The sequence below is a fragment of the uncultured Salinicola sp. genome (assembly GCF_937921195.1).
GTDB lineage: Bacteria > Pseudomonadota > Gammaproteobacteria > Pseudomonadales > Halomonadaceae > Salinicola.
In genome coordinates this window covers 1-12,220 of record NZ_CALFQK010000152.1, presented here as the reverse complement: position 1 = coordinate 12,220, position 12,220 = coordinate 1, and the positions used below count along the sequence as shown (strand labels likewise).

The 12,220-nt window shown below is 66.1% G+C and carries 14 protein-coding genes; 7 read left to right on the top strand and 7 right to left on the bottom strand.

From position 1 onward, the window contains the following. Together Q0602_RS17110 and Q0602_RS17105 are read right to left on the bottom strand one after the other, a co-directional pair. Positions 1-344, bottom strand: a 344-nt coding sequence (locus Q0602_RS17110) for an aspartate/glutamate racemase family protein (protein WP_298845832.1), incomplete at its 3' end; no start/stop codon positions are given. Beyond that, positions 302-520, bottom strand: a complete 219-nt coding sequence (locus tag Q0602_RS17105; RefSeq protein ID WP_149436163.1) for a hypothetical protein — start codon at positions 518-520, stop codon at positions 302-304. The genes Q0602_RS17105 and Q0602_RS17110, both read right to left, overlap by 43 nt. Here Q0602_RS17105 and puuE point away from each other — a divergent pair. The 6 genes from puuE (at position 519) to Q0602_RS17075 (ending at position 5,557) form a co-directional block, all read left to right on the top strand. Beyond that, positions 519-1,442 carry an allantoinase PuuE gene (gene puuE / locus Q0602_RS17100; protein ID WP_298845829.1) on the top strand — a complete coding sequence of 308 codons (924 nt, stop codon included), beginning with the start codon at positions 519-521 and terminating at the stop codon, positions 1,440-1,442. The two genes, Q0602_RS17105 and puuE, sit on opposite strands and share 2 nt — an antisense overlap. A gap of 301 nt (positions 1,443-1,743) precedes the next feature. Then, positions 1,744-2,559, top strand: a complete 816-nt coding sequence (locus tag Q0602_RS17095) for a transporter substrate-binding domain-containing protein (RefSeq protein ID WP_298845827.1) — start codon at positions 1,744-1,746, stop codon at positions 2,557-2,559. A 14-nt stretch (positions 2,560-2,573) separates the two neighbouring features. Then, positions 2,574-3,257 carry an amino acid ABC transporter permease gene (locus tag Q0602_RS17090; RefSeq protein WP_298845825.1) on the top strand — a complete coding sequence of 228 codons (684 nt, stop codon included), beginning with the start codon at positions 2,574-2,576 and terminating at the stop codon, positions 3,255-3,257. Continuing rightward, positions 3,254-3,910, top strand: coding sequence for an amino acid ABC transporter permease (locus Q0602_RS17085; RefSeq protein WP_298845823.1), 657 nt, complete (start codon positions 3,254-3,256; stop codon positions 3,908-3,910). The genes Q0602_RS17090 and Q0602_RS17085 overlap by 4 nt, the downstream gene beginning before the upstream one ends. Beyond that, on the top strand, positions 3,891-4,619 hold the full coding sequence (locus Q0602_RS17080) for an amino acid ABC transporter ATP-binding protein (RefSeq protein WP_295035759.1): 729 nt from the start codon (positions 3,891-3,893) through the stop codon (positions 4,617-4,619). Before Q0602_RS17085 ends, Q0602_RS17080 begins: the two co-directional genes overlap by 20 nt. A 95-nt stretch (positions 4,620-4,714) precedes the next feature. Further along, positions 4,715-5,557, top strand: a complete 843-nt coding sequence (locus Q0602_RS17075) for a MurR/RpiR family transcriptional regulator (RefSeq protein ID WP_298845821.1) — start codon at positions 4,715-4,717, stop codon at positions 5,555-5,557. 75 nt (positions 5,558-5,632) lie between these two features. Here Q0602_RS17075 and Q0602_RS17070 read toward each other — a convergent pair whose 3' ends face one another. Continuing rightward, positions 5,633-7,072 carry a TIGR00366 family protein gene (locus Q0602_RS17070; RefSeq protein WP_298845818.1) on the bottom strand — a complete coding sequence of 480 codons (1,440 nt, stop codon included), beginning with the start codon at positions 7,070-7,072 and terminating at the stop codon, positions 5,633-5,635. Positions 7,073-7,297: 225 nt separating this feature from the next. Here Q0602_RS17070 and Q0602_RS17065 point away from each other — a divergent pair, with 225 nt between their 5' ends. After that, entirely contained in the window at positions 7,298-8,125 is an 828-nt protein-coding gene (locus tag Q0602_RS17065; RefSeq protein ID WP_298845816.1) for a bifunctional allantoicase/(S)-ureidoglycine aminohydrolase, read from the top strand. Positions 8,126-8,141: 16 nt separating this feature from the next. Here Q0602_RS17065 and Q0602_RS17060 read toward each other — a convergent pair whose 3' ends face one another. From Q0602_RS17060 to Q0602_RS17045, 4 genes are all read right to left on the bottom strand, one after another. Beyond that, complete coding sequence (locus Q0602_RS17060) at positions 8,142-9,437, bottom strand: FAD-binding oxidoreductase (RefSeq protein WP_298845814.1); 1,296 nt, start codon at positions 9,435-9,437, stop codon at positions 8,142-8,144. A 53-nt stretch (positions 9,438-9,490) separates the two neighbouring features. Continuing rightward, a complete protein-coding gene (locus Q0602_RS17055; RefSeq protein ID WP_298845812.1) occupies positions 9,491-10,153 on the bottom strand; it encodes a GntR family transcriptional regulator in 663 nt (220 codons plus the stop codon). A gap of 119 nt (positions 10,154-10,272) precedes the next feature. Then, a complete protein-coding gene (locus tag Q0602_RS17050; RefSeq protein ID WP_298845810.1) occupies positions 10,273-11,220 on the bottom strand; it encodes a dihydrodipicolinate synthase family protein in 948 nt (315 codons plus the stop codon). A gap of 54 nt (positions 11,221-11,274) precedes the next feature. Further along, the coding region (locus Q0602_RS17045) for a 4-hydroxyproline epimerase (protein ID WP_298845808.1) at positions 11,275-12,220 on the bottom strand (946 nt) is incomplete at its 5' end.

Below are 12,220 nucleotides of genomic sequence, written 5' to 3'. Positions count from 1 at the left end.
GTCACCACCGAGAAGCGGGTGCTGATCAGCGCGGCCAGGTGGAAGCCCGCCTCGGCGATGCCGATGACCGGTGCGCGGGTCAGCTCCCGCGCCGCCAGCAGCCCCGGATCGCCGAAGCAGGCGATGACGTAGGCGTCCATGCCCAGCGCTTCGCCGCGCCGAATCTCCTCCAGCACGCCGACGGCGCTGACCGCCTCGTCGAAGTGGCTCTCGATCGATACCGGCCCGCTGTCCGGCTGACTGACGTGGATCTGCGTGTGCTCCGCCGCCACGCGGTTGGCGCAGGCACCGATCTTGTCGGTCATGCTGGCGGTCGTATTGGGGTTGATGACGTGGATCTGCATGGCATGGCACCTTGGCGACTCGGACGAATCGCGATACGGTTATTTTGTCCACAAAAATAACCGAGTTTGAATACAATATCGATGACGTCGGTATCGATGCCGTTGGCGTTGGCAGCGACGGATTCGACGAAGACCATTCCGACGACCGCCATCTCGACAAAAAGGGCACCGCGCATGATCTCTCCCGACTATCCTCGCGACCTGATCGGCTACGGCCGCAACCCGCCCCAGGCCGACTGGCCGGGCCGGGCCCGCGTGGCGGTGCAGTTCGTGCTCAACTACGAGGAGGGCGGCGAGAACAGCGTCCTTCACGGCGATAGCCATTCCGAACAGTTCCTCTCCGAGATCGCCGGGGCGGAGGCGTATCCAGCGCGCCATCTGAGCATGGAGTCGATCTACGAGTACGGCTCCCGGGCCGGCGTGTGGCGGGTGCTGCGGGAGTTCGAACGCCGCGGCCTGCCGCTGACGGTGTTCGGCGTGGCCATGGCGCTGGAGCGCAACCCCGAGGTGGCCCAGGCGTTCAAGGCGCTGGGCCACGAGATCGCCTGTCACGGCTACCGCTGGATTCACTACCAGAACGTGCCGGAAGCGGTCGAGCGCGACCATCTCGAGCGCGCGCTGGCCATCTTCCAGTCGCTCTTTGGTGAGCTGCCGCTGGGCTGGTACACCGGCCGCGACAGCCCCAACACCCGGCGTCTGCTGCTCGACCGGGGCGGCTTTCTCTACGACAGCGACTACTACGGCGACGACCTGCCGTTCTGGATGCCGGCCGAGGACAGTCAGGGCCAGACGCATCAGCATCTTGTCGTGCCCTACACGCTGGATACCAACGACATGCGCTTCGCCTCGCCGACCGGCTTCGATCATGGCGAGCCGTTCTTCCAGTATCTGCGCGACGCGTTCGACGTGCTCTACGAGGAGGGCGCGGAGACGCCCAAGATGCTGTCGATCGGCCTGCACTGCCGCCTGGTCGGTCGCCCCGGCCGCTTTCGCGCGCTGCAACGCTTCCTCGATCATCTCGAGGCCCACGACCGGGTGTGGATAACCCGACGTGTGGATATCGCCCGCCACTGGGCGGCGGTGCATCCGGCCTCGTAGCGGACCGATCGCTTCGCGCTCGAATCCAGAATCGACCCGGCGCCAATCGCGCTCCTTCATGGTGCGAGCGAGCGGTTTCGTGCCTCCGGTTCGATCATCCTTCCCTCAGCCCGGGGCGTCGAGACGATGAACCTGGGCTTCGAGCGTTGGCTAACTCCCTGAAACGGCGGCGCTGACATATGATCTGGCGCCAAGCTTGCTACGTCGTGGTGTGAAACAAACGTTTCTCGCCTGGAAGAGAAGTCGTCAAGCGTTTCTCTGCCGCCATAACAACGTACAAGCACTCCTCGGGAGGTATGGCATGTTCGCTTTCGCCAAGAATCGATTCTCGCGCCAGCTCGTGCTGGCACTCTGCTGCACCGTCGCCGCCGGCCTTGCCGCCGTGTCGGCACAGGCCAGCGATCTGGAAACCATCGAACAGCGCGGCACGCTGCGTGTCGCGGTCCCGCAGGACTTCCCGCCGTTCGGCTCGGTGGGTACCGATCTGCAGCCGCAGGGTTATGACATCGACATGGCGCATTACCTGGCCGACCAGATGGATGTCGACCTGAAACTGGTGACCGTCACCAGTGCCAATCGCATCCCGTTCCTGCAGACCGACAAGGTCGATCTGGTGATCTCGAGCCTGGGCAAGAACCCTGAGCGTGCCGCGGTGATCGACTTCACCGACGCCTACGCGCCGTTCTTCCTCGGCGTGTTCGGTACGCCGGAAGCGGATGCGATCGACGATGCCTCGGGTCTCTCCGGCAAGACCATCGGTGTGACCCGTGGTTCGGTCGAGGACATGGAGCTTTCCGATCTGGCGCCGAGCGATACCACCATCCAGCGCTTCGAGGACAACGCCACCACGATCTCCGCGTTTCTTTCCGGCCAGGTCTCCTATATCGCCACCGGTAACGTGGTCGCGGCGCAGATCGCCGAGCGCAATACCGAGCGGGCGCCGACCATGGTCTTCCAGATCAAGAACTCGCCCTGCTACATCGGGCTGGCGCAGGACAACGGCGCACTGAAGGCGCGCGTCAATGCGCTGATCGAGCAGGCCAAGCAGGATGGCACGCTGGAATCGATGTCGCAGCAGTGGTTCCACACCGCGCTGCCCGACGACCTCTCCTCCTGAGCGGGTAACCGGTCATGACGCTGGATTTCTCCACGCTGCTACCGTACGCGGACGTGATCCTCGAAGGTCTGGTGACGACGCTATGGCTCACCGTCGTCACCACCGCTGCCGGGATTACGCTGGCGATCCTCGTCGCCTATGCCCGAGATGGTTCGCCGACCGGTAGCAGACGCATCGTCAGCCGCCTGCTGGGCGGCTATGTCGAGGTGACGCGCAATACGCCGTTCATCGTGCAGCTGTTCTTTCTCTATTTCGGTCTGCCGGCGCTGGGCGTGCCGATCAGCGCGACCGTCGCCGCGCTGCTGGCGATGATTCTGAATCTCGGCGCCTATACCGCCGAAATCCTGCGCGCCGGAATCGATTCGACGCTGACAGGCCAGCATGAAGCCGCCCGCGCGCTGGGGCTGTCGCGTCTGCAGAGTTTTCGACACGTGGTGCTGGTGCCGGCCTTCTCGCGGGTTTATCCGTCGCTGATCAGCCAGTGCATCATCGTGATGCTGGGCTCGGCGGTGGTGTCCCAGATCTCGGTGTTCGATCTGACCTACGCCGCCAACTTCATTCAGTCGCGCAACTTCCGTGGCTTCGAGGTCTATCTGGTGGTGACGCTGATCTATCTGCTGCTGGCGGTGGGTCTGCGGCTGGCGTTCGAATTCGTCGGGCGACGTCTGTTCGCGTTTCGCCAGGGAGGTTCGGCATGACCGATTTCACGCTGTGGGACATCGTGCGCAACCTGCTGCTGGCGGGGCGCTGGACGGTGGTGCTGTCGCTGATCGCCTTTGCCGGCGGCGCGATCGTCGGGCTGGCACTGACCCTGCTGCGGATGGGCGGGCTGAAGCCGATTCGCTGGCTGATCCGGCTCTATGTCGATCTGTTCCAGGGCACGCCGCTGCTGATGCAGCTGTTCCTGGCCTACTTCGGCGCCGCGGTGCTGGGCTTCGACGTCTCCGCCTGGACCGCGGCCAGCGTGGCGCTGACGCTGTTCACCAGCGCCTTTCTCTGCGACATCTGGCGCGGCTGCGTCGAAGCCGTACCCAGCGGCCAGTGGCAGGCGTCCCGCGTACTGGGGCTGAACTACCTGCAGTCGATGCGCCACGTCATCCTGCCCCAGGCGCTGCGCCTGGCGGTGCCGCCGACCGTGGGTTTCTCGGTCCAGGTCATCAAGGGCACCGCGCTGGCCTCGGTGATCGGCTTCGTCGAACTGACCAAGGCCGGCACCATGCTCAACAATGCGGCGTTTGCCCCTTTCACCATCTTCGCGCTGGTGGCGTTCGGATACTTCATCCTCTGCTATCCGCTGTCCCGCTACGCCCGTCACCTGGAGAAAAAACTCTATGGCGCTGGTATCCGTTAAAGACCTGCACAAGTCCTTCGGTGAGCTGGAGGTGCTCAAGGGCATCGATCTGGAGATCGAGGCCGGCGAGGTGGTGTCGATCATCGGTCGCAGCGGCTCGGGCAAGAGCACGCTTTTGCGCTGCCTCAACCAGCTCGAGCGTCACGACTGGGGCACGATTCATCTGGCCGATCAGCGCCTCGACGGCGGAGCGATGTCGCCGGGCGAGCTGAGCCAGAACGTCGGCATGGTATTCCAGAGCTTCAATCTGTTCCCGCACAAGACGGTGATCGAGAACGTGATGCTGGCGCCGGTGGTGGTCAAGCAGACGCCAAAGGCCGAGGCGCGCCGGATCGCCGAGCAGGTGCTCGACAAGGTCGGGATGTCCGAGAAGGTCGACGCCTATCCGGCCCAGCTCTCCGGCGGTCAGCAGCAGCGCGTGGCGATTGCCCGGGCGCTGGCGATGAATCCCAAGGTGCTGCTGTGCGACGAGGTGACCTCGGCGCTCGACCCCGAGCTGGTCGGCGAGGTGCTGCGCGTGCTGGAGGATCTGGCCCGGGAGGGGATGACGCTGATTCTGGTCACCCACGAGATGACGTTCGCCCGCGACGTTAGTCACCGGGTGGTCTTCATGCATCAGGGCCGCATCCATGAGTCGGGGGACCCGCAGACGCTGTTCACCCAGCCCAGGACGCCGGAGCTGAAACAGTTCATTGCGTCCGTGGTGTGAGCGAAGGGGCGTCGGACTCGCGTGAGCGGCCGATGCCCGGCGCCGGCGGCGGAATCGGTGATAGAGTGGCCTCAGTCAAGATGGGGAACGGATGCATGCAGGGCCATATCGGGCGCCAGCTACAACAACGCTTCAACGAATTGGCACCGCAGGAGCGGCGCGTCGCCAGTTTCATACTCGACCACTTCGAGGATCTCGCCGTCTACAGCGCGGCGGATCTGGCCCGCCTTTCCGGGGTCTCCAAGGCCACGGTGACACGGCTGTTCCGGCGACTGGGCTACGCCGACTTCAAGGCGGTCAAGGCCCACGCCCGCGAGCTGCGCCACTACGGTGTGCCGCTGGCGGCGGCCAGCGACGCCCTCGGCGAGGGAGCCGAGCGCTTTGCCCGGCACCTGGCCCGAGAGCAGGAAAACCTGCATCGCTGCCTGGAGAGAGTGTCGGCGACGGGATTCGATGCCGTGGTCTCGGCGCTCGATGCGGCGCCGCGGCTGGCGGTGGCGGGCTATCGCAACAGTTATCCACTGGCACTGCATTTCCGTCAGCAGCTGCTGCAGGCCCGGTCCGGGGTGGCGCTGTGGCCCGCGCCCAACCAGTCGCTGGCCGAAGAGATCGCGGAACTCGATTCGGCCGCCGTCGTGGTGCTGTTCGGCTTCCGCCGTCGGCCCCGGGTGTTCGACGCGCTGGTCGATACGCTCGCGGCGCGCGGACAGCGCTGCCTGCTGATCGGCGATGTCACCGCGTCACGTTACGACGACCGAGTGGCCTGGCGACTCGAGTGCCCGCTGGATAGCGTTTCGGCCTTCGATAGCTATGCCGCCCCGATGAGCCTGATCTGCCTGCTGGCCAATGCGCTGCTGCATCGTCGGCTGGCGACGGGGCGGGCACGGATCGACGACGTCACCGCGCTCTACGAATCGCTCGAAGAGCTGGCGCCCTGAACGGTGGTTGGGAAAAGCGCCTCGCCTGGCTCCCGAGTCATCGCCTGACGACTCGGGAGAGGCCCGCGAGCGGTGTCAGCCCTGCCAGCCGGTGGCCTGGGCAAACAGCAGCAGCGCCACGGCGATCGCGACCCAGGCCCCGAACAGCGGCAGGAAGAAGCGCACCCAGCGCTGCCACGGCACGCCGGCCAGGGCCAGGGTGGCCATGAAGTAGCCGGAGGTGGGGTAGAGGATATTGCCGATGCCGTCGCCCAGTTGATAGGCGAGTACCGCGGTCTGCCGGGTCACCCCGAGCAGGTCCGAGAGCGGCGCCATGATCGGCATGGTGACCAGCGCCTGACCGCTGCCGGAGGGCACCACGAAATTGAAGCCCAGCTGTGCGACGTACATGCCGAGGGCCGAGAACAGCGTCGGCAGGCCGCCGACCGCTGCGCCCAGGCCGTGGACCATGGTGTCGAGGACCTGGCCGTCCTCCAGCACCACCGCCACCGCGCGGGCGATACCGGCGATCATGGCGCCGACCATCACGTCGCGGAAGCCATCGTTGAAGCCCTCGCAGATCGTGTCGACCTTCAGGCCGGCGACCAGGCCCACGACAACGCCCATGACGATGAACAGGCCGGCCATCTCGAGCATGAACCAGCCCTGCGCCAGTACGCCGTACACCAGCGCGGCGAAGAAGGCGAGCGCGGTCAGCGTGGCGGCCTTCTGGCGACCGGTGGCGGCGGGTTTATCGGCATCCAGCGCATGCTGGTAGTGGCGCCGCTTGTCGTGTTCGGTGGCGTCGTCTTCGAGCAGACTGGCGCTGCCGTCGTCACGCACGCGGCGGGCGTAGCGCAGCACGAACACGATGGCCACCGCGAGCATGGCGACGAGCGCGATCAGGCGCAGGCCGAAGCCCGAGTAGAGCGGCAGGTTGGAGAGCTGCTGGCCGAGCCCGGTGTTGATCGGGTTGAGCACCCCGGCGGTGAAGCCGGCGGTGGTGGCGCACAGCGCGACCGCGGCGGCGACTACCGAGTCGAAGCGCAGCGCGATCATCAGCGGCAGGATCACCGGCACGTAGACCAGCGACAGCTCCTGGGTGCCGATCAGCGTGGCGATCACGGCGAACAGCGTCATCAGCACCGGAATGACCCACAGGCTGCGGCCGGCGAAGTGGCGGGTCAGGTTATCCACACCCAGTTCGATGATGCCGGTACGCCGCAGCACCGCGAACATGCCGCCGATGATCAGGGTGAAGAACACCACTTCGCCGGCGCTCATCAGGCCCTGGGGAATGGCGAGCAGAAAATCGGTCAGCCCGGTCGGGTTGGCCGCCACGTAGTGGAACGAAGCGGGATCGATGGTGGTGCGCCCGGCGGGCCCCGGCACGCGCTCGTAGACGCCGGCAGGAATCAGGTAGGTCGCCACGGCGGCGAGAACGATGAAGATGAAAAGAATGGCGTATATATGGGGTATATGAAACGATCGTTTCTTGTCGGGGCGAGGGGATCGCCGGGAGTGTGATTGGCTCATGGGCTCTGTGTCTTCTCGTTGGTGTGGCCGCGTCGGTGGTGCCGACGGAGAGAGCGGGTGCCAGCGGCGTCGCGCGCCGCCCCCGGATTTATTGCTGTTATCGTGCCCGATCGTCGGGGCTCGTCGGGCCCGTCCGATAGTTTCACAAACACGATGGTCAGGGGAAGTCTCGTTCCGCTACCGAGCCCCTGCGCTTACCGGGTCGCCATCAGTCGAGGAGAACTCATGCCGCAACGTTCCTACTACGCTCCCCACGGCGGCTTGCCACCGCAGAGCCAGCTGATTCACGGCCGCGCGGTCTTCACCGAGGCCTATGCGGTGATCCCCAAGGGGGTGATGAGCGATATCGTCACCAGTTTCCTGCCGCATTGGGAGAAGACCCGGCTGTGGGTGCTGTCGCGACCGCTCTCCGGCTTCGCCGAGACGTTTTCCCAGTACATCATGGAAGTCTCCCCGGGTGGCGGCAGCGAGCGCCCGGAGCCGGATAACGGCGCCGAGGGCGTGCTGTTCGTGGTCGAGGGCGAGATGGCGCTGACCATCGCGGGCGAGACGCACGCGATGGCGCCGGGCGGCTACGCCTACCTGCCGCCGGGCTGCGACTGGCAGCTGAGCAACGCGAGCGACGCGCCGGTGCGCTTCCACTGGATTCGCAAGGCGTACGAATTCGTCGATGGACTGGAGGCGCCGCCGGCGTTCGTCACCAACGAGCAGACGATCGCGCCCACGCCGATGCCGGATACCGAGGGTCGCTGGACGACCACGCGCTTCGTCGATCCCGCCGATCTGCGCCACGACATGCATGTGACCATCGTCACGTTCCAGCCGGGCGGGGTGATTCCGTTCGACGAGACCCACGTGATGGAGCACGGCCTCTACGTGCTCGAGGGGCGCGCGGTCTATCACCTCAACCAGGACTGGGTCGAGGTCGAGGCCGGCGACTACATGTGGCTGCGCGCGTTCTGCCCGCAATCCTGTTACGCCGCCGGTTCGACGCCGTTCCGCTACCTGCTCTACAAGGACGTCAACCGGCACATGAAGCTCAGCCTCTCCTGACGGCGATCAACGCTGTTCAGCCGAAGCGGGCCAGACGATAGGGCGCCAGCGGCGGCAGGTCGCGCGTCGATGAGGGGCCTGCGCCGCTGTCGGCTGCTGCGGCCAGATCGGCGATCAGCTCGGCGGTGATCGCCGCCTGGGTCAGGCCCAGATGGTGATGTCCGAAGGCCAGCAGCACGCGGCCGTCGCACACCCGGTCGATGATCGGCAGCGAGTCCGGCAGCGACGGGCGGAAGCCCATCCACGGCGTGGCGTCCCCGGCGTCGAGATCGGTCTTGAACAGGCCCCGGCTCAGGCGGTGCAACTGCCATGCCCGGCCCATGTTGGGCGGTGCCTCCAGCCCCGCGAACTCCACGGTGCCGGCCAGTCTCAGCCCGATCTCCATCGGCGTCATGATGAAGCGGCGCTCCAATGAGGTGACCGCGAAGGGCAGGCGCTCGTGCTCGCGGGGCAGCATCAGGTGGTAGCCGCGCTCGGTATCCAGCGGTACGCGCTTGCCGGTGAGCTGGGCGGTCAAAGCCGCCGAGTGGGCGCCACAGGCGATGAGCACCTGGCCGGCCTCGCGTTCGCCGGCATTGGTCGTCACGGCGACGCCTTTCGCCGTCAACCGAGTCGACTGCACGGTTTCCTGCTCGAAACGGACGCCCTGGCGCCGCGCGGCTTCCACCAGCGTCGTGACCACTCGCCACGGATCCAGCACATGGCCCGTGGCGGGAAAGAACAGCCCGCCCAGCAGCGCGTCCGAGAGCTGCGGCGCCGCGCGTTGAATCGCCTCCCTATCCCAAAGCTCGACCGGCACCTGCTGTTCGCGCATGCGCGACTCGAGCGCTTCCAGCCTGGCGTGCGACTCCGGCTTCTCGTAGACCAGCAGCGAGCCGTCCGCCTTGAGCAGGTGGCTGCCGTCGACCGATGCCAGCAGGCGTTGCCACGCCGCCAGGCTGCGTTCGTTGAGGGCGCGGATACCGGCAACGCTTTGGCGGAAAGGCGTCGGGCGCAGGTTCAGCACCAGCCGGGCCAGCCACGGCAGCGCCCGGGGCAGATATTTCCAGTCCAGCCGCAGCGGACCCATCGGGTCCATCAGCATGCCGGGCAGCGACGTCAGAATCGAGGCATCGGCGATCGGAAAGACCTGTTCCGTGGCCATGTGCCCCGCGTTGCCGTAGGAGGCGCCGCGGCCGGGTTCCTGCTTGTCGAGTACCAGTACCTGGTGACCCTGGCGCGCCAGGGCCAGGGCGCTGGTCACGCCGACGAGGCCGGCGCCGACGACGATGATATCGGCATCGGGCGAAGCCGAAGGCGGTGAGTCCGACATGCGCTACCTCATGACCAGAAGAGCAAGTGAATGCGTGGGGAACGCGCCTCGCATCAGGCGCTGCGCAGATTCTTTTCCAGCACCGCCGCGATGCCTTCGGCGGCATCCTTGATATGGCGTTCCAGCAGCCGGCAGGCGTCTTCCACCTTGCCGTTGCGCGCCAGTTCCAGCAGCTCGCGGTGTTCGAGTTCCGCCTTCTCGATCTCGCGGGTATAGACCAGCTGCATGCGGATATAGCGCCCGGACTTGGTGTTCAACTGGCCGATCATCGCCAGCGTCTCGGGCAGCCCGGAAGGCGCGTAGAGCGCGTGGTGAAACGCGAAGTTGTAGTCGCTCCAGTTGTCGATCTGGCTGCCGGAGTCGAGCGCGGCGTCGTACTGGCGCAGGACACTGCCGGCGTGATCGAGATCCGCCGTCGTCAGGTTCGGGATCGCGTAGCGCAGCACGTAGGTCTCGAGCAGCACGCGCAGATCGAACAGTTCGCGAATCGCCGCCACCGAGAGTTCGGTGGTGAAGGCGCCGCGATGGGCGTGAAACTCCACCAGCCCCTCGGACTCCAGGGTCAGCAGCGCCTCCCGAACGGGGATGCGGCTGACGTCGTAGTCCCTGGCCAGCGCATCCTGGCGTAGCTGGGAGCCGCCCTTGAACTCGCCGCCGAGAATGCGTTCGCGCAGATCGTCCGCCACGTACTGCGCTCGGGTCTTGAAAGTCGCCATGAAGTCTCATCGTGTCGCAGAATCTGGATATTGTATGCAATCCCTATGGCTCCCGCCGACTTTTCAGGCCCGTGCTCTGTTCGAGATCAGCGTTGCAAGATCGGTGTGGCAAGGCGGGCTCACGCTACCTCGAGCTGCGTCGACCACTGCGCGTACCATTCGCGAAACAGCGCGTACTGGGTTTCGACGTAGCGGCGCTGCGCCTCGCTCAGGGCATCGCTCGCGTTGAAGTGCAGTTCGTAGGCGCTGTCGCCGTTGAGCACCATCAGTTGCTTGTAATAGAGCACCAGATCCACGCCTTCGTCGAAGGAGGAGAGCACCGCCAGTGCGGACTCTAGCTCCTGGGCCAGGCGCCGGGCTTGGGGATCGCCCTTGGCGGCTTTCTGGCTCAGCGCGACCAGCTGCAGCACCTCTTTCGGCAGCGCGTTGCCGACCCCGGTAATGGCGCCGGTGGCGTTGCAGTTGACGAAACCGTGGAACACCTGGGTATCGACACCCACCATCAGGCTGACCTCGTCATCCTGGGAGGTGATGTGCTCGGCCGCGTAGCGCAGGTCGTCTGCACCGCCGAACTCCTTGAACCCGATCAGGTTGGGATGTTCGCGACGCAGCTCGAAGAACAGGTCCGCGCGGGTGGCGAAGCCGTAATAGGGGCTGTTGTAGATCACCGCCGGCAGCTCGGGTGCGGCTTGCAGGATCGCCGAGAAGTGCGCCTTCTGGGCCGCGGGGGCGGTACCGCGGGAGAGCACGCGGGGGATCACCATCAGCCCCTGGGCGCCGACCTTGGCTGCATGGGCGGCGTGGGAGACCGCCTCCTTCGAGTTGACCGCGCCGGTGCCGACGATGACGGGTACGCCGGCGGCGACCAGACGTGCCACGCCCTCCTGGCGTTCGGCTTCGCTGAGCAGGGGCCAGTCGCCCATCGAGCCGCAGTAGACCACCGCGCGCATACCGAGATCGACCAGTTCGCGCCCCTTGGCGACCAGCGCGTCGTAATCCGGCGTGCGGTCGGCGGTGCAGGGGGTCATCAGAGCGGGGATGCAGCCGGTGAAGATGGAGTCGTTCATGGTTGTCCTCTGGAATTCGTGAATGGCTTTTCAGGAATGGCTTTTCGGGAACGGCTACGACGCGGTGATACCCCAGGCAAACGGGTCGTTCTCGTCGATCAGCAGCGTGGCGTCGGCGGTCATGTAGGCGCTGCCGGTGATGAAAGGACGCACAAGCCTTTGCGCCTCGTCTTCCCATTCATAGCGCCCCTCGAAGCGGCTACCGGTAATGCTGGCCTGGACCCAGGTCTCGCCGGGTGCCAGCTTGCCATCGGCGGCGAGGCAGGCCAGCTTGGCGCTGGTGCCGGTGCCGCAGGGCGAGCGGTCGTAGGCCTTGCCGGGACAGAGCACGAAGTTGCGGCTGTCGGCCGGTTTGCCGGTCCCGGTGTCGTCGGCGGCGAACAGCTCGATATGATCGATGTGGCCGCCGTTCTCGCCGGTGATGTTTTGGGCGTCCAGCGCCTGGCGGATCGCCCAGGTAAAGGCCGTCAGCGCTGCCTCGTTGGCCAGGGTCACCGTCTGGTCATGCTCGTCGACCAGGAAGAACCAGTTGCCGCCCCAGGCGATATCGCCATGCACCACGCCGTAGCCGGGCACCTCCACCGGCACGCGCTGGCGATAGCGGTAGGCGGGCACGTTGCGCACCGTCACCGCGCCGTCCTGGTGCAGCGTGGCGCTGACCGGGCCGACGGTGGTGTCGATCCGGTGGTCGCCGGGCTGGATCATCCCGAGATGATGCAGCGACGCCACCAGGCCGATCGTGCCGTGGCCGCACATGCCCAGGTAGCCTGAGTTGTTGAAGAAGATCACCCCGCAGGTCGCGCCCGGCGTGACGGGCTCGCAGTAGAGCGCACCGACCAGCACATCGTTGCCCCGCGGTTCGAGCAGGCAGGCGCGCCGCCAGTGATCGTGGGATTCCCGCAGCGCATCGCGCTTCTCGAGGAGGGTCGCGCCCGGCAGGGTCGGGAAGCCGTCCATGACCAGCCGCGTCGGCTCTCCCCCAGTGTGGGAATCGATGACA

Excerpts from the sequence above, each read along its gene's own strand:
- Q0602_RS17095 (WP_298845827.1), top strand. The coding sequence starts at position 1,744 with ATGTTCGCTTTCGCCAAGAATCGATTCTCGCGCCAGCTCGTGCTGGCA.
- Q0602_RS17070 (WP_298845818.1), bottom strand. The coding sequence starts at position 7,072 with ATGAGCCAATCACACTCCCGGCGATCCCCTCGCCCCGACAAGAAACGA.
- Q0602_RS17090 (WP_298845825.1), top strand. The coding sequence starts at position 2,574 with ATGACGCTGGATTTCTCCACGCTGCTACCGTACGCGGACGTGATCCTC.
- Q0602_RS17060 (WP_298845814.1), bottom strand. The coding sequence starts at position 9,437 with ATGTCGGACTCACCGCCTTCGGCTTCGCCCGATGCCGATATCATCGTC.
- Q0602_RS17055 (WP_298845812.1), bottom strand. The coding sequence starts at position 10,153 with ATGGCGACTTTCAAGACCCGAGCGCAGTACGTGGCGGACGATCTGCGC.
- Q0602_RS17105 (WP_149436163.1), bottom strand. The coding sequence starts at position 520 with ATGCGCGGTGCCCTTTTTGTCGAGATGGCGGTCGTCGGAATGGTCTTC.
- Q0602_RS17075 (WP_298845821.1), top strand. The coding sequence starts at position 4,715 with ATGCAGGGCCATATCGGGCGCCAGCTACAACAACGCTTCAACGAATTG.
- Q0602_RS17065 (WP_298845816.1), top strand. The coding sequence starts at position 7,298 with ATGCCGCAACGTTCCTACTACGCTCCCCACGGCGGCTTGCCACCGCAG.
- Q0602_RS17085 (WP_298845823.1), top strand. The coding sequence starts at position 3,254 with ATGACCGATTTCACGCTGTGGGACATCGTGCGCAACCTGCTGCTGGCG.
- Q0602_RS17050 (WP_298845810.1), bottom strand. The coding sequence starts at position 11,220 with ATGAACGACTCCATCTTCACCGGCTGCATCCCCGCTCTGATGACCCCC.
- Q0602_RS17080 (WP_295035759.1), top strand. The coding sequence starts at position 3,891 with ATGGCGCTGGTATCCGTTAAAGACCTGCACAAGTCCTTCGGTGAGCTG.
- puuE (WP_298845829.1), top strand. The coding sequence starts at position 519 with ATGATCTCTCCCGACTATCCTCGCGACCTGATCGGCTACGGCCGCAAC.